This is a genomic window from Streptomyces herbicida (genome assembly GCF_032656585.1).
GTDB classification, from domain to species: domain Bacteria; phylum Actinomycetota; class Actinomycetes; order Streptomycetales; family Streptomycetaceae; genus Streptomyces; species Streptomyces herbicida.
The window spans coordinates 63,793-79,942 of sequence record NZ_JAUYWJ010000024.1 but is presented as its reverse complement, the minus strand read 5'-3'; the positions used below and the strand labels follow the sequence as shown (position 1 = coordinate 79,942).

The following is a 16,150-nucleotide window of genomic DNA, read 5'->3' as shown; positions in this document are numbered from 1 at the left end:
CAACCCCCGGTGACGGCGGCCCCAACGCCGGGTGACTCACCAGTGCAGGGGAGGGTACGTACCGCCCCCTCCTGGGTAGGCTTCGCCGACATGGAGCACGAGGTCTTCGTTCCGGTCCCGGTCGAGCGGCTGCGAGAGGCGCTCGCCGACCCCGTGCGGGTCGCCCGGGCGGTTCCCGGGCTCCAGCAGGACGCCGGCGCCGAGCCGGTCGCGGGCCGGCTGAAGGTACGCGTCGGCAGCCACTCCGTCACCTACCGAGGATCGGCCCGGGTCACCGCCAGGGACGACGGCTCGTACGCCGTCGAGGGCGAAGCCACCGAAGCCCGCGGTACCGGCTCCGTCAAACTCGCCCTCACCCTCCGCCTCCGGGACACGGACGGCGGCACCACCGTCACCGTCGACGGCACGGCCTCCGCGGACGGCCGCCTGGCGGAACTGCCGACGGAGCCGGTGACTTCGGCGGCGACCCGTCTGCTGAACCGCTTCATGGAGGGGCTGGCGGCGGCAGCGGAGGAGCCCGAGCCGGAGCCCGAGTCCCGGCCTGAACCAGAGGCCGGCCCCCGCCCTGGCCCCGAACTCGCACCCGAACCCGAGCCCGAACCCGAAGCGGAGCCCGGCCCCGAACTCGACGCCCACGCCTCACTCTTCGACACCGAGGTCCCCCCGCCCTCCCTCGACGCGGGAGGCGACGAGGACCTCCACGACGGCCCCTCCGACGACTTCGCGGAGTCGTCCGAACCACCCGCCGAGGCGGCCCACGCACGGCGCACGATGATCGGCCGCAGCGCCGAAGAGGTCGACCACGCCCCGCCGCGCGGTCGTTACGCCCCCGTACCGGCCCCGCAGACCGTCACCGCGAGCAGCACGCTCCGCTGGGCGGCCCCCGCCGCGGCACTGGTCGTGGCGTCCGCGATCGTTGTGGGCCGGGTTCTGCGCAGACGCCGCTGACCCTTGATCACCCCAGTAGGGTCGTCCCGTGAGTAACAAAGACATCACGCTGACCGCGGGCGACGCGGACGTGACCGTGCAGCCCGGCAACGGCGGCCGTATCGGAGGGCTCCGGGTCGGCGGCGTCGAACTGCTCCGGCAGGGCGAGCGCTTCGGCTGCTTCCCGATGGTCCCCTGGTGCGGCCGGATCAGGGACGGCCGCTTCCTGAACGGTGCCACCGTCCACCGGATGCCGCTCAACTCCCCGCCGCACGCCATCCACGGCACCGTCCGCGACGGCGCCTGGCGCACCGCCCGCGTCTCCGCCGACGAGGCGGTCATCACGTACGACCTGGTCGACCCCTGGCCCTACCCCGGCCGCGTCACCCAGGTGGTCGCCCTCACCGAGGACAGCCTGACGCTGACCATGTCCGTGGAGACGTACGACTCCTCCTTCCCGGCGCAGATCGGCTGGCACCCGTGGTTCAACCGGAACCTGGGAGGCGAGGACGCGCGGCTCGACTTCAGCCCCGGCTGGCAGGAGGAGCGCGGCGACGACCACCTGCCCACCGGCAACCGCATCGACCCGAAGCCCGGCCCCTGGGACGACTGCTTCGGCATGCCCGGCGGCGTCGACGTCACGCTCACCTGGCCGGGGCAGCTGGAGCTGAAGGTCACCAGCCGCGAGCAGTGGGTCGTCGTCTACGACGAGCAGGAGGAGGCCGTGTGCGTGGAGCCCCAGACGGGACCGCCGAACGGGCTGAACACCCTGCCGCGCCTGGTCACACCGCTGGAGCCGCTGGAGGCCACGACCACCTGGACGTGGCGTCGCATCTAAGCTGGTCGGCATGACGGACGTACGTGGCGCGCTGCTGCAGCAGATCAAGGACAAGGCCGTGGTGCACGGCAAGGTGACCCTGTCGTCGGGCAAGGAAGCCGACTACTACATCGACCTTCGCCGGATCACGCTGGACGGCGAGGCCGCTCCGCTGGTCGGTCAGGTCATGCTCGACCTGACCGCCGACCTGGACTTCGAGGCGGTCGGCGGGCTGACGCTGGGTGCCGACCCCGTCGCCACCGCGATGCTGCACGCGTCCGCCGCGCGCGGGAAGGTGCTCGACGCCTTCGTCGTGCGCAAGGTGGGCAAGGCGCACGGTCTGCAGCGCCGGATCGAGGGGGCGGAGGTCAAGGGCCGCCGCGTCCTCGCCGTCGAGGACACCTCCACCACCGGCGGCTCCGTGCTGACCGCCGTCGAGGCGCTGCGCGAGGCCGGCGCGGAGGTCGTCGCCGTCGCCACGATCGTGGACCGGGCGACCGGCGCCGCCGAGGCGATCGCCGAACAGGCCGGGGTGCCCTACGTGTTCGCCTACTCGAAGGACGACCTGGGCCTCGACTGACGCGCGAGGTTGACGCACCGGCTTGACCCGGGGGTGACCACTCCTTGACCAGGGGCATTGAGCATCGGCTCAGGTCTGGAAAGATGGGGACGACGATGACGTCACCCCCAAGGTCTAGGTCAGGGCCGTAAGCACGCAGAACGCCGACCCGCACACTCAAGGAGCGGACAGATGCCCATCGCAACCCCCGAGGTCTACAACGAGATGCTCGACCGGGCGAAGGCAGGCAAGTTCGCCTACCCGGCCATCAACGTCACCTCGACCCAGACTCTGCACGCGGCGCTGCGCGGCTTCGCGGAGGCGGAGAGCGACGGCATCGTCCAGATCTCCACGGGTGGCGCCGAATTCCTGGGCGGCCAGTACAGCAAGGACATGGTGACCGGTGCGGTCGCCCTGGCCGAGTTCGCGCACATCGTCGCGGAGAAGTACCCGGTCAACGTGGCCCTGCACACGGACCACTGCCCGAAGGACAAGCTCGACGGGTACGTGCGTCCGCTGCTCGCGATCTCCGAGGAGCGGGTCAAGAACGGCCGGAACCCGCTGTTCCAGTCGCACATGTGGGACGGCTCGGCCGAGACCCTCGCCGACAACCTCGCCATCGCCCAGGAGCTGCTCGAGCGCGCCCGCGCCGCCCGGATCATCCTCGAGGTGGAGATCACCCCGACCGGTGGCGAGGAGGACGGCGTCTCGCACGAGATCAACGACTCCCTCTACACCACGGTCGAGGACGCCATCCGCACCGCCGAGGCGCTCGGCCTGGGCGACAAGGGCCGTTACCTGCTGGCCGCGTCCTTCGGCAACGTGCACGGTGTGTACAAGCCGGGCAACGTCGTGCTCCGCCCCGACCTGCTGCAGCAGCTGAGCGAGGGCGTCGCCGCCAAGTTCGGCAAGCCGGCCGGCTCGCAGCCGTTCGACTTCGTCTTCCACGGCGGCTCCGGCTCCACGCCGGAGGAGATCGCGACCGCGCTGGAGAACGGCGTCGTGAAGATGAACATCGACACGGACACGCAGTACGCGTTCACGCGCCCCGTGGCCGCCCACATGTTCCAGAACTACGACGGCGTCCTGAAGGTCGACGGCGAGGTCGGCAACAAGAAGGCCTACGACCCGCGCACCTGGGGCAAGGCCGCCGAGGGCTCGATGGCCCAGCGTGTCGTCCAGGCCACGCAGGACCTGCGCTCGGCCGGTATGAAGATCAAGTAATCGCGCGCGGTACTTCCAGGTGAGCCCGGCGTCTGTCTACGGCGCCGGGCTCGCTGTATACCTGGGACATGCCCGGTGTCCGGCTGGCCTCGTCCCAGGGCAGATGGATCCTGCTCACCACGGTGCTCGGCTCCAGCATGGCCATGCTGGACTCGACCGTCGTCAACGTCGCCCTGCCGCGTATCGGTGAGGATCTGGACGCGAGCCTGGCCGCGCTCCAGTGGACGGTCAACGCGTACATGGTGACCCTGGCGGGTCTGATCCTGCTGGGCGGGTCGCTCGGCGACCGCTACGGCCGCCGGAAGATCTTCGTGCTGGGCGTGGTCTGGTTCGCCACCGCGTCCCTGCTGTGCGGGCTCGCCCCGAACGCCACCGTCCTCGTCGCGGCCCGCGCCCTGCAGGGCATCGGCGGCGCCCTGCTCACACCGGGCTCCCTCGCCCTGATCCAGGCCTCATTCCACCCGGACGACCGGGCCAAGGCCGTCGGCCTGTGGTCGGGCTTCGGGGGCGTCGGGGCGGCCGTGGGCCCGTTCCTGGGCGGCTGGCTGGTGGACGGTCCCGGCTGGCGCTGGGTGTTCCTGCTGAACGTCCCGCTGGCCCTCGTGTGCGCCCCCATCGCCGTACGGCACGTGCCCGAGTCCGCCGACGGCGGCAGCCACGGCCGCTTCGACGTCCTCGGTGCGGCCCTGGGCGCCCTGGCGCTGGCCCTGGTGACCTACGCGCTGATCGAGGCCCCGGGCGGGTCGATCGCCGTCGCCGTCACCGCCGTGGCGGGGCTGGCGGCCGCCGTGGCCTTCGTGTACGTCGAGAAGCACAGGCCCGATCCGATGATGCCGCTCGACATCTTCTCGTCGCGCCAGTTCACGGCCGTCAACCTGGTCACCCTGTGCGTGTACGCGGCCTTCAGCGGCTTCTTCTTCCTCACCGCGCTCCAGCTCCAGGTCGTGGCCGGCTACTCGGCCCTGCAGGCCGGTACGGCACTGCTGCCGACCACAGTCCTGATGCTGCTGTTCTCGGCCCGCTCCGGCGCCCTGGCGGACCGCATCGGCCCCCGCATCCCGCTCACCGTCGGCCCGCTCCTGTGCGCCGTCGCGATGCTGCTGATGCTGCGGGTGGGCAAGGACGCGAACTATCTGACCGACGTGCTCCCCGCCCTGCTGGTCATGGGCACCGGCATGGTCACCCTGGTCGCCCCGCTGACCGCCACCGTCCTCGCCTCCGTGGACACCTCGCGGGCGGGCCTGGCCAGCGGCATCAACAACGCGGCGGCCCGCGCGGCCGGCCTCATCGCGGTGGCCGCGCTGCCGCTGCTGACCGGGATGGGCCCGGAGGCGTACCGCTCGGCGGACGCCTTCGAGACGTCGTTCCGCAGGGCGATGCCGATCTGCGCGGCGGTGCTGGTCGCCGGGGCGACCCTGGCCTTCACCCTGGTACGCCGCCCGCCCCCCGACTGCCGCCACCCCGAATGCCGCACACACGGCTGCGTGACAGCACCTCCCCTGGAACGGGGTCCGGCTTCATCCGGCCGACTCAGCGCCTGAGGACGGGACTGCCGTCCCGAGTCCGTGGGGGCGGCGTGGCTCGGCCGCACGCAGCGGATCCGGTGTCCGGAGGGCGAGGGGTGCCGTCCCGATCCCGCACCGACCTGCTGGGAGCGGATGGCTCGGCCGCACTCGGCGCGTCCGGTGTCCGAGGACAAAGAGTGCTGTCCCAACCCCCACCCGCTGGGGGCGGTGCAGCTTGGCCACACTCAGCCCGTGCGGAATTTGAGGGCGAGGAGTGTCATTCCGCTCCGAGGCACCGGCAGGGCACGGCGTAGCTCGGCCGGAACCAGCCCGCCCGGCGTGTGAGGACGAGGAGTGCCCGTCCCGACCCCCACCCGCCCCCCAGGGACGGCGCAGCCCAGCCGAATCCAGCCCGCCCGGCGATTGAGGACGAGGCCGTTCAGGCCGACAGCGGGGGTCTGGGGGCGCAGCCCCCGGGAGGCGGGCTGCTCCAGCACCCTCTGCTCCCCACCTGACCTGCCGACCCCCGGAGGGATCCCGCAGACTTGGAGGCATGAGCATTCACGAGAACCTCCTCGGCGGCCCGCCCCCCACCCACCTCCCCGACGACCCGGAGCCCCGCGAGCTGCTCGCCCAGGGCACCGCGCCGGCGGACGTCGCCGCGAAGTACCCGACCTCCTCGCTCGCCTGGGCCCAGCTGGCCGACGACGCGTTCGAGCGGGGCTCGGTCGTCGAGTCGTACGCCTACGCCCGTACGGGCTACCACCGCGGCCTGGACGCGCTGCGCCGCAACGGCTGGAAGGGCCACGGCCCCGTCCCCTGGGAGCACGAGCCGAACCGCGGCTTCCTGCGCGCCCTGCACGCCCTCGCCCGCGCCGCGCAGACGATCGGGGAGCAGGAGGAGTACGAGCGCTGCACGCAGTTCCTGAAGGACTCCTCGCCGACGGCGGCCCAGACCCTGGGCTGATCGGCGCACACGGTGTGGCCCGTCTGGCACTGGACGGGCCTTGCCGTAACCGGGGGTATTACGGAGGATGCCGGTGGGGACCGGAGCCCCCGTGCCGGAATCGGCAGGGGCGGACCGCTACCCGGAGCAACAATCAGGAGACAGCGATGTCCCAACAGGCTCACCAGTCCCTCGAGACTCAGGAGCCCGAGACCCCGCATCTCGACTTCGCAGGCACGACGCCGTACGAGGACTACGTCAAGGCGGACGTGCTCACCCACCTCCAGCACACCCTCTCCGACGATCCCGGAGAGATGGTCTTCCTGGTCACGACCCAGGTGATGGAGCTGTGGTTCACGGTCATCGTGCACGAGTGGGAGACCGCGGCCGAGGCACTGCGCAAGGACCGGGTCCACGTCGCGATCGACGCTCTGAAGCGTTCCGTACGGGAGCTGGAGGCGCTGAACGCCTCCTGGAAGCCGCTCGGCCAGCTCACCCCGGCCCAGTTCAACTCGTACCGGTCCGCCCTCGGCGAGGGCTCCGGCTTCCAGTCGGCGATGTACCGCCGTATGGAGTTCCTGCTCGGCGAGAAGTCCGCGTCGATGCTCGTCCCGCACCGGGGCGCGCCACGCGTCCACGCCGAGCTGGAGAAGGCGCTGCACGAGCCGAGCCTGTACGACGAGGTGGTACGGCTCCTCGCGCGCCGCGGCCACGCGATCCCCGCGTCCGTCCTGCGCCGTGACGCGTCGCTGCGTCACGAGCCCTCGGAGGCCGTCGAGGCCGCCTGGACCGCCGTCTACTCCGGCGACCAGGACGACGAACTCGCCCGCCTGGGCGAGGCGTTGACCGACGTCGGTGAGCTCGTCTGGCGCTGGCGCAACGACCACCTGGTCGCCACCCGCCGCGCGATGGGCGCGAAGCCCGGCACCGGCGGCTCGGCCGGCGTGGCCTGGCTGGAGAAGCGCGCGCAGAAGAACGTGTTCCCGGAGCTGTGGACGGCGAGGTCCCATGTCTGACCTCGTCGCACGCGCGGAGAAGAGCGCACGCGCGGAGAAGCTGGACGCCGCGGACGAACTCGCGCACCTGCGGGAGCGGTTCATCCTGGATGATGTCGTCTACCTGGACGGCAACTCGCTGGGCGCGCTGCCCGCGAACGTCCCCGGGCGGGTCGAGGACGTCGTCCGCCGCCAGTGGGGCGAACTCCGCATCCGCTCCTGGGACGAGAGCGGCTGGTGGACCGCGCCCGAGCGGATCGGCGACCGGATCGCCCCGCTGGTCGGGGCGGCACCGGGGCAGATCGTCGTCGGCGATTCCACAAGCATCAACGTTTTCAAGGCACTTGTGGCCGCCGTACGGATGGCGGGGGAGGACCGGGACGAGATCCTGGTCGACGCCACGACCTTCCCGACGGACGGGTACATCGCCGAGTCGGCCGCCCGGCTGACCGGCCGTACGCTGCGGCCGGTGACCCCGGCGGAGGTGCCGGACGTGCTGTCCGGGAGTACGGCCGCGGTGCTGCTCAACCACGTCGACTACCGCACCGGCCGGCTGCACGATCTGCCCTCGCTCACGTCGGCGATCCATGCGGCGGGCGCGATCGCGGTCTGGGACCTGTGCCACAGCGCGGGTGCGCTGCCGGTGGGCCTGGACGAGCACGGCGTGGACCTGGCGGTCGGCTGCACCTACAAGTACCTGAACGGCGGCCCGGGTTCACCGGCGTACCTCTATGTGCGCAGCGAACTGCAGGACCGCTTCGACTCGCCCCTGCCCGGCTGGAACTCCCACGCCGACCCCTTCGGCATGCGCGCGGACTTCACGCCCGCGCCGGGTGCCCTGCGCGGCCGCGTCGGCACGCCGGACATCCTCTCCATGCTCGCCCTGGAGGCCGCGCTGGAGGTCTGGGACGGGGTCTCCGTGCAGGCGGTGCGCGCCAAGTCCCTGGCCCTGACGGACTTCTTCCTGGAGTGCGTGGCGGCGTACGTCCCGCAGGGCGTCGTCGAGGCTCTGACTCCGTCGGCCCACGAGGAGCGCGGCAGCCAGGTCGCGCTGCGCTGCTCCCCCAAGCTCTCGACTTCGTTCGAGCCGGGAGGTGCCCCCGTCGCCGGGGACGTGATGAAGCGGCTGATCGAACGGGGCGTGGTCGGGGACTTCCGGCATCCCGACGTCCTCCGCTTCGGCTTCACGCCGCTGTACGTCGGGTTCGGGGACGTCGAGCGGGCGGCCCGGGTGCTGGCGGAGGTGCTCGGGCAACTGCCCCGGTAGCTGCCGGAATCCACTGCCCGGCCCGTGCGCACACGGGCCGGGCAGTGGCGCACACGGGGAGGAGAACCGTTTAACCTCACCCAGCGTGACATCCCCGTGTCCCCGCACGTCATCGGCCTGATACCGTCCCCGCCAACGGCCGATTTCCCACCTGGTCCGCCAAACCCGTTACACCGCTGAGAGGTTGGAGCATGCCGGACGACGCCGCCGCAGCCCGCGCCGCCGCCGAAGAGGAGTCGGCCTTCTCGCACCCGCCGGTCGACCCCGATGTCACAGCGACGTACGGCGACCATCCCGACCAGGTGATCGACTTCTATGTCCCGCGCGGCACCGAGTCAGCGGCACCGGCCTCCCTCGCCCCTCTGGTCGTGGTTCTGCACGGCGGCGCCTGGCGCGCACCGTACGACCGCCGCCACATCACCCCCTTCGCCGACTATCTGGCCCGCCGCGGTTTCGCCGTGGCCAACGTCGAGTACCGCCGCGGCAGCACGATTCCCGCCCAGGGCGGCGGCAGCCCGGTCGCCGGCCGCTGGCCGGACACCTTCGACGACGTCGCCGCCGCGCTGGACGTCCTGCCCGCGCTCGTCCGCGAGGTGCTCCCGCAGGCGGACCCGCGCCGGATGGTGCTCACCGGCCATTCGGCGGGCGGTCATCTGGCCCTGTGGGCGGCGGCCCGGCACGTCCTGCCCGCCGACGCCCCCTGGCGCACGGACCGGCCCACCCCCCTGCGCGGTGTGGTGGCCCTCGCCCCCATCGCGGACTTCACGGTCGCGGAGAAGCTCGACGTCTGCGGTAACGCGGCCCTGCAACTCCTGGGCGGGGACGAGAAGTTCGCGGAACGCCAGCCGTACGCGGACCCGGCCCTCCTGCTGCCCACCGGGATCGCGACCACGCTCGTGCAGGGCCGCACGGATGTGGTCGTGCCGCAGACGGTGGCCGAGTCGTACGCGGAGGCGGCGGCCAAGGCCGGGGAGGTCGTGGGTCTGACGCTGCTGGAGGACGTCGGTCATTTCCCGCTGATCGATCCCGCGGCGGATGCGTGTGCGGTGGTGGCGGAGGAGATCGCGCAACTGGCCTGGTGACGGGGATGCCAGGTTCCTTCGGGGGGCGGCCCGGTCATACCCGTAGTACCTGAGAGCTACGCAGGAGAAGAGTTCCCTGGCGGGACGCGAACGACGAGTCGCGATCCGTAATTTCCCATCCAGACGAGCCCGACGACCGGGCGGGGGACTGGAGGGACGGCGCCATGGGGCGTGTGACGGGGGTTGCGGAGGAGCGAACCGCGGGCGGACGAACCGCGGGTGAACGGGTCGCGGGTGAACGGGTCGCGGGCGGACGGGTCGCGGGCGGACCGACCGAGGGCGGACTGGCCGCAGGGGAACGAGCCGCGCGCGGACGAACCGGCAAGTGGCGCCGAGGTTCCGGAGCGCGGCGTTCCGCTGCCCACCGATGGCGCCGTGCCGTCCTCGCCGTGTTCATCACCGCCGCCGTCGTGGTCCCCCTCTCCGCCGCCGCCCGGCCGGAGGTCCCCGCGCCGGACCCGGCCGTCCTTGCCCCGCCGACGGCGGCCACGCTGGGGGAGGCGTACGCCGCCAACCGTGCCAATGCGGTGGAGGCTGCCGGTATGGCGGCCGCGCACGGCGACCGTCACCGTGCCGCCGCGGACCGCACGCTGGCCGCACCCTCCCGTCAGCTGCTCGTCTTCGACGGCCGAGGCACCGGCCGGGCCACGGAGGTGCTCGGGGACCTGGTCCGGGCCGACCGCATCGCGATCCTGGTCCCAGGCTCCGACACCTCCATAGACACCTACGACCGCTTCCACAGGGCCGCGGCCGCCCTGTACGCCGAGCTCACCCGCCGCGCGCCCGCCGGCAGCCGGGTGGCGGTCGTCGCCTGGCTCGGCTACGAAACCCCGGGCACGATCAGCACCACGGTCACCACCACGAGCCGCGCCGAACAGGCAGCGCCCCATCTGCGCGTGTTCATACGGGAGTTGCGTGCAGTCGTGGGCGAGGAGCCGCGCGTCTCCGCCGTGTGCCACTCCTACGGCTCGGTCGTGTGCGGCCGCGCCGCCGCCGGCCTGGACGTCGACGACCTCGTCCTCGTCGGCAGCCCCGGCACCGGCGCCGACTCCGCGGCCGCGCTGCACACCCCGGCCCGTGTCTGGGCGGCACGCGGTTCCGACGACTGGGTGGCGGACGTGCCGCACGTCAGCGCCGAACTGTTCGACACCACCATCGGCTTCGGCACCGACCCGGTATCCCCGGCCTTCGGTGCCCGCGTCTTCGACGCGGCCGACGCCGACCACAGCGGCTACTTCACTCCGGGCTCGACCGTCCTCGCCAACCTGGCCCGGATCTCCCTCGGCGAGACCTCGGAGGTGACCCGTGCGTGAGCCGACCCTGCGCCGCGCGCTGAACGGCATACGGCAGGGCGCCCGCCGTGTGGACACCGCCACGCCCGCCTCCCGGGACCGTGCCGTCGACGCCCTGCGCGCCTTCGCGATCCTCGGTGTGGTCCTCGGCCACTGGCTGGTCACGGGCCTGGTCGCGGACGACGGCTCGCTGCACGCGGCGAGTCCGTTGCAGCACATGCCCTGGCTGGCGCCCGTCTCCTGGGCCTTCCAGACCCTCGCCGTCTTCTTCCTGGTGGGCGGCCATGTGGCGACCCGTGGCCATGCCTCCGCCCGGGCGCGCGGAACGACCTACGGTGAGTGGCTGCGCGGCCGTCTGTCCCGGCTGTTCGGTCCGGTGGCCGCGTTGCTGGCCCTGTGGACGGTGGCGGCGGCCGGCCTGCTCGTCTCGGGCGCCCGGTTCGAAACGATCCACACGCTCGTCAAACTGGCCCTGTCCCCGCTGTGGTTCCTGCTGGTCTTCGCGGCCCTGACGGCGGCGACCCCGCTGGTGACCCGGCTCAACCCGCTGTGGCCGCTGGCCGTCGTCGTCCATGTGGACCTCCTCCGATTCGGGCTGGGCGGCGTCCCGCCCTGGCTCGGGTGGGTGAACGTGGCGGCGGGCTGGCTGGTGCCCTACACCCTGGGCGCGGCCTGGACCCGCGGCGAGCTCGAGGGCCGCAGGGCGGGCTGGGTCCTGTTGGCGGGCGGTACGGCGGCCACCGCGCTGCTGATCGTGTGGGCGGGATATCCGGCGTCGATGGTCGGCGTCCCCGGTAGCTCGATCTCGAATCTCGACCCCCCTACCCTGGCGGCCGTCACCTTCGGACTGGCCCAGTGCGGGCTGGCCCTGCTGCTGCGCGACCGGCTGCGCCGGGCGATGGCCCGCCCGGTGGCCTGGGCCGCGGTGGCACTGGTCAACCTCTCCGCGATGACGATCTTCCTCTGGCACCAGACGGCGCTCATGGCCACAACGGCCGCGACCCTCCCGGCCGGCCCCCTGCCCGGCCTGCACACCGTGCCGGACCAGCTGACCTGGGTGGCTGCCCGACTGGCCTGCCTCCCCCTGTTCGCCCTGACCCTGGCCCTGTGCTGGACGGCCTTCCGCACCTACGAACAGGGCCCGCGCCGCCCCAGGAACCGTCCTTCCCGGGTGATCCGCCGCCACTCCCACGGGCAGCGAACGGAACCGAAGAAGTCCCGCCGTGCCTAGGGTTGCCGAGATGACCCCCACGGACCCGGCGGCCGCAGACGGCGAGCAGCCACCCCACCCGGCCCAAGCCCCGGTGCCCACCCCCGAACCCGCGCGCGAAACGCTCCTCGACCGCCTGCGCACCCGAATGCGCAGTTGGCTCCGCATCCTGAAGTACCTGATCGCCACGTGGATCGCCCTGGGTATCACCCTGGCCGGCGGAGACGAACTCTCCACGTCCTACGGGCTCGACACGGCAGACGGCCTCCTGGCCGGCTTCGCCCAGGGCCTGGCCGTCGTGCTGTCCCTGTCGCGCCCGGCACCCGCCTGGGGCATCTCCCTGGCCGCGATGGTCGCCACGGCCACGGCGGCCCGCCCCGCCCTCGCCGACGCTCCGCATCCCGGCCCCGACTGGCCCTGGACGACCCCCCAAGTCGTGGCCCACGCCTTCGTGTTCTTCCTTCTCGCCCTACGGCTCCCGATCCGCAGGGCGATCGCCTCACTGGCGGTGTCCGGTCTGGCGACCTTCTTCATCGAAGGCATCATCGGCGGGGCGGGATACACCGCGACCGGCTTGGTCGCGGTCGCCGTCTTCTCCGTGGCCGTCCTGGTGGGCACCGCCCTGCGCGCCCGCAGCGAGGCCCGCACGCAGCTGGTCGAACAGGAGACGATCACCGCGGAGGAACGGGCCCGCCGCACTCTGCTGGAGGAGCGCAGCCGTATCGCGCGCGAACTGCACGACGTGGTCGCGCACCACATGTCGGTGATCTCCATCCAGGCCCAGGTGGCCCCGCACCTGGTGGAGAACCCCTCCGAGGAGCTGAAGGAGAACCTGGCCGGCATCCGCCAGAACGCCCTGGAGGCACTCACCGAACTGCGCCGGGTGCTGGGCGTCCTGCGCTCGGAGAACCCGGACGACCCGGCTCCGGACGCCCCGCAGCCCACCCTCGACCGGATCGACGCGCTCATCGAGAACACCCGGGCCGCCGGCCTGGACGTGGTCACCGACATCCGCGGCGAACCCCGCCCCTATCCACCCGGTGTGGAACTGTCCGCGTACCGGATCGTCCAGGAGGCCCTCAGCAACGCCCTGCGCCACGCACCGGGTTCCACGGTCCGGGTGGAGGTCAGCCACTTCTCCGAGGGCGTCCACCTGGGAGTCATCAACTCCCGCCCCAGCCAACCGGTTCCCTCTTCCCCGGGCACCGGCCACGGCCTGCTGGGCATGAGAGAACGTGCGACCATGCTGGGCGGCCATGTCACGGCGACCCCCACCCTGCACGGCGGATTCATGGTGACGGCTTTCCTCCCCAAGGACTCGCGCGTCGTGGACCGGCCCCCCACGGACCCGTCGGCCGCCGAAGGCGAGATCCCGGCGCAGGGGCCATCCGCTCCCGCACTCGAAAGCCATGCCCCCGCCCCCGACAAAGGAGCCCAGACCTCATGACACCCGTCGGCGGAGACCCCATCCGCGTACTGATCGCCGACGACCAGCAAATGGTCCGCCAGGGCTTCACCGTCCTGCTCAACACCCAGCCCGACATCGAGGTGATCGGCCAGGCGGTGGACGGCAGGGACGCCATCAGCAAGGTCGCCGAACTGAACCCGGACGTGGTCCTGATGGACATCCGCATGCCCGAACTGGGCGGCATCGAGGCCACCCGCCGCATCACCATGGACGACCCCGCCGTCAAGGTCCTGGTCCTCACCACCTTCGACCTGGACGAGTACGTCTACGAGGCGCTGCGCGCCGGCGCCTCCGGCTTCCTCCTCAAGGACGCCTCCGCGGACAAACTCGCCGAGGCGGTCAGAGTGGTCGCCGCCGGAGACGCCCTGCTCGCACCCGGCATCACCCGCCGACTGATCGCGGAGTTCTCCCGTCTGGACGGCTCCCGGCGCGCCCCGCTGAAACAACGCGTCGGCGACCTGACGGAACGCGAGACGGAAGTGCTGGCCCTGATCGCCCAGGGACTGTCGAACGCGGAGATCGCCGAACGGCTGGTGGTGGCCGAGCAGACCGTGAAGACCCACGTCGGCCGCATCCTGGTGAAACTGGGCCTGCGCGACCGCACTCAGGCGGCGGTGTTCGCCTACGAGTCGGGCCTGGTCCGCCCCGGAACCCGCTGAAAACCACCCCTGGCCTGCCCCGCGTAGTACCTGAGGCGGATTCCCAAGGACCCTCTCAGAGGTGACGACCGCGACCCCGGCCGCCGCATACCTTTTTCATCGTGACCGAGACGACGCACATGCAGACGACACCGCCGGGCGCGGCCGCCAGGCCGCGCAGCCCGGAGTTCCGGCTCCTGGCGGACGCCCTGCGGGGGCTGCGGCAGGACCTGTTCCACGACGCATTCGCATATGTCCCGCTGCCCCGTATGCGTGTCGACGGCCGGCTGACCCGCCGTCTCACCGGTCGTTCCCGGGAGTACGCGGCCTGGAGACCACACATGCTGGTGGCCGCCGCGGGCGCGGTGGCGATGCTCAACGGGTTCTGGGGCAGTGGTACCAGCGGTGGGCCGGCCCTGCTGTGCGGTCTCCTCGCACTGCTTCCGGTGCTGCTGACCCTGGCCCGTCCGGTGGGAGCCTTCTGGCTGTCCCTCGCGTCGGCGGCGGTCGCCTCGATCGTGGGCTCGTCCGGGGTCGACTGGCCGTGGCTTCCGGGCAGTTTCTTCGCCCATCTCGTGGTGCTCACGGTGGTGGCGATACGGACCCGCCCGCGCACGGCGGCCTGGATGTGGGTGCTGACCGCGGGCTACGGCTTCACGGTCGAGAGCATCCTGGGCGGGGGCCACTACAACACCAACGTCGGCCCGATGCTCGTGCTCTCGGCGATGATCCTGCTGGCCATCACGGTCTGGCACATACGCCGGGACGCCGCGCAGGAGGTGACCGCCCAGCAGACGGTGACCGCGCACGAGCGCTCCCGCCGCACGCTGCTGGAGGAGCGCACCACCATCGCCCGCGAACTGCACGACGTGGTCGCCCACCACATGTCGGTGGTCGCCATCCAGGCGGAGGCGGCGCCGTACCGGGTGGAGAACCCGCCGCCGGAGCTGGAGAAGGCCTTCGCCACGATCCGGGAGAACGCGGTCGCGGCGCTGACCGAGCTCCGCCGTGTCCTCGGCGTGGTCCGTGCCGAGGACTACGAGGCCCCGGACGCCCCCCAGCCCACCCTCGCCGACCTGGACTCCCTGCTCGACAATGTGCGGGAGGCCGGGCTCGGGGTGGAGAAGACGGTGACCGGTGCGGTGCGCGAACTCCCGCAGGGTGTCGAGCTGTCGGCGTACCGGATCGTGCAGGAGGCACTGAGCAACTCGCTGCGGCACGCGCCGGGGGCGGGCGCGCGCGTCGAGATCGGGTATGTCCTCGGCGGGCTCGGGCTGCGTATAGTCAACGGCCCGCCGCCCGCGCCGGACCTGGTGAAGCCGTCACCTGGCGCCGGACACGGGATCACCGGGATGCGGGAGCGTGTCTCCATGCTGAACGGCGAGATGACGGCCGGCCCGGCGCAGGACGGGGGCTATGAGGTGACGGTGTTCCTGCCGGTCGCCCTGGAGCCCGACCGGGACGACCGTGGAAACGACCGGCGCGACGGGCACGACCCCAGGAACGGTGCATGACGACCCGCACGATCCGCGTACTGATCGCGGACGACCAGATGATGGTGCGCGAGGGCTTTTCGGTCCTGCTGAACGCGATGCCGGACATCGAGGTCGTCGGCGAGGCCGTCAACGGCCGTGAGGCCGTCGAGCGGGTGCGGGAACTCGCCCCGGACGTCGTGCTGATGGACATCCGGATGCCCGAGCTGAACGGCATCGAGGCGACGAGGGAGATCGTCGCCGCGGACGGCACGGCGAAGGTGCTGGTGCTGACCACGTTCGACCTCGACGAGTATGTGTACCAGGCGCTGCGGGCGGGAGCCTCCGGCTTCCTGCTGAAGGACGCCTCGGCCCGCCAGCTCGCCGACGGGGTGCGTGTGGTGGCTTCCGGTGAGGCGCTGCTCGCCCCCTCGGTCACCAAACGGCTGATCACGGAGTTCTCCCGGCTGTCCGAGGCACCGCGGTCGGCCCCCACCGGACAGTCGGCTTACGGCGACCTGACCGAGCGGGAAACCGAGGTGCTGGTCCTGATAGCCCAGGGCCTGTCCAACGCGGAGATAGCCGAGCGGCTGGTGGTCGCCGAGTCCACGATCAAGACCCATGTCAGCCGCATCCTGGTGAAGCTGGGCCTGCGCGACCGCACCCAGGCGGCGGTGTTCGCCTATGAGGCGAGACTGGTCACGCCGGGGTGAGACTCCCCTGGTCACGGAGGGAGGAACCAGGCTAG

At 72.0% G+C, this 16,150-nt stretch carries 15 protein-coding genes; all 15 read left to right on the top strand.

The window, feature by feature from the left end:
* The first annotated feature begins 90 nt into the window (after positions 1–90).
* The 15 genes from Q8A52_RS38430 (at position 91) to Q8A52_RS38360 (ending at position 16,115) form a co-directional block, all read left to right on the top strand.
* Complete coding sequence (locus Q8A52_RS38430; protein ID WP_316760393.1) at positions 91–948, top strand: SRPBCC domain-containing protein; 858 nt, start codon at positions 91–93, stop codon at positions 946–948.
* A gap of 28 nt (positions 949–976) precedes the next feature.
* A complete protein-coding gene (locus Q8A52_RS38425) occupies positions 977–1,765 on the top strand; it encodes an aldose epimerase family protein (RefSeq protein WP_316760389.1) in 789 nt (262 codons plus the stop codon).
* A gap of 10 nt (positions 1,766–1,775) precedes the next feature.
* Positions 1,776–2,324, top strand: coding sequence for an orotate phosphoribosyltransferase (pyrE, locus tag Q8A52_RS38420; protein ID WP_316760387.1), 549 nt, complete (start codon positions 1,776–1,778; stop codon positions 2,322–2,324).
* A gap of 171 nt (positions 2,325–2,495) precedes the next feature.
* Positions 2,496–3,527 (top strand): class II fructose-bisphosphate aldolase, encoded by a 1,032-nt coding sequence (gene fbaA, locus Q8A52_RS38415; protein WP_316760385.1) that lies wholly within the window; start codon positions 2,496–2,498, stop codon positions 3,525–3,527.
* A 68-nt stretch (positions 3,528–3,595) separates the two neighbouring features.
* Positions 3,596–5,068 (top strand): MFS transporter, encoded by a 1,473-nt coding sequence (locus Q8A52_RS38410; protein WP_316760382.1) that lies wholly within the window; start codon positions 3,596–3,598, stop codon positions 5,066–5,068.
* Between the two features lie 517 nt (positions 5,069–5,585).
* Positions 5,586–5,999: a DUF3151 domain-containing protein gene (locus tag Q8A52_RS38405; protein WP_316760380.1), complete on the top strand. Its 414-nt coding sequence runs from the start codon at positions 5,586–5,588 to the stop codon at positions 5,997–5,999.
* Positions 6,000–6,145: 146 nt separating this feature from the next.
* On the top strand, positions 6,146–6,994 hold the full coding sequence (locus Q8A52_RS38400; protein WP_316760378.1) for a tryptophan 2,3-dioxygenase family protein: 849 nt from the start codon (positions 6,146–6,148) through the stop codon (positions 6,992–6,994).
* Positions 6,987–8,240, top strand: a complete 1,254-nt coding sequence (gene kynU, locus Q8A52_RS38395) for a kynureninase (protein ID WP_316760376.1) — start codon at positions 6,987–6,989, stop codon at positions 8,238–8,240. The genes Q8A52_RS38400 and kynU overlap by 8 nt, the downstream gene beginning before the upstream one ends.
* Positions 8,241–8,431: 191 nt before the next feature.
* A complete protein-coding gene (locus tag Q8A52_RS38390; protein ID WP_316760373.1) occupies positions 8,432–9,322 on the top strand; it encodes an alpha/beta hydrolase in 891 nt (296 codons plus the stop codon).
* Between the two features lie 389 nt (positions 9,323–9,711).
* A complete protein-coding gene (locus Q8A52_RS38385) occupies positions 9,712–10,635 on the top strand; it encodes an alpha/beta hydrolase (RefSeq protein ID WP_316760370.1) in 924 nt (307 codons plus the stop codon).
* Positions 10,628–11,845: an acyltransferase family protein gene (locus Q8A52_RS38380; RefSeq protein ID WP_316760367.1), complete on the top strand. Its 1,218-nt coding sequence runs from the start codon at positions 10,628–10,630 to the stop codon at positions 11,843–11,845. The genes Q8A52_RS38385 and Q8A52_RS38380 overlap by 8 nt, the downstream gene beginning before the upstream one ends.
* Before the next feature lie 127 nt (positions 11,846–11,972).
* The gene (locus Q8A52_RS38375; protein WP_316760565.1) at positions 11,973–13,271 is read left to right on the top strand and encodes a sensor histidine kinase; all 1,299 of its coding nucleotides are present in this window, start codon (positions 11,973–11,975) and stop codon (positions 13,269–13,271) included.
* Positions 13,268–13,951, top strand: a complete 684-nt coding sequence (locus tag Q8A52_RS38370) for a response regulator transcription factor (RefSeq protein ID WP_316760366.1) — start codon at positions 13,268–13,270, stop codon at positions 13,949–13,951. The genes Q8A52_RS38375 and Q8A52_RS38370 overlap by 4 nt, the downstream gene beginning before the upstream one ends.
* A 101-nt stretch (positions 13,952–14,052) precedes the next feature.
* Positions 14,053–15,444: a sensor histidine kinase gene (locus tag Q8A52_RS38365; protein WP_316760363.1), complete on the top strand. Its 1,392-nt coding sequence runs from the start codon at positions 14,053–14,055 to the stop codon at positions 15,442–15,444.
* The gene (locus Q8A52_RS38360; RefSeq protein ID WP_316760360.1) at positions 15,441–16,115 is read left to right on the top strand and encodes a response regulator transcription factor; all 675 of its coding nucleotides are present in this window, start codon (positions 15,441–15,443) and stop codon (positions 16,113–16,115) included. The genes Q8A52_RS38365 and Q8A52_RS38360 overlap by 4 nt, the downstream gene beginning before the upstream one ends.
* The last annotated feature ends 35 nt before the right edge of the window (positions 16,116–16,150 follow it).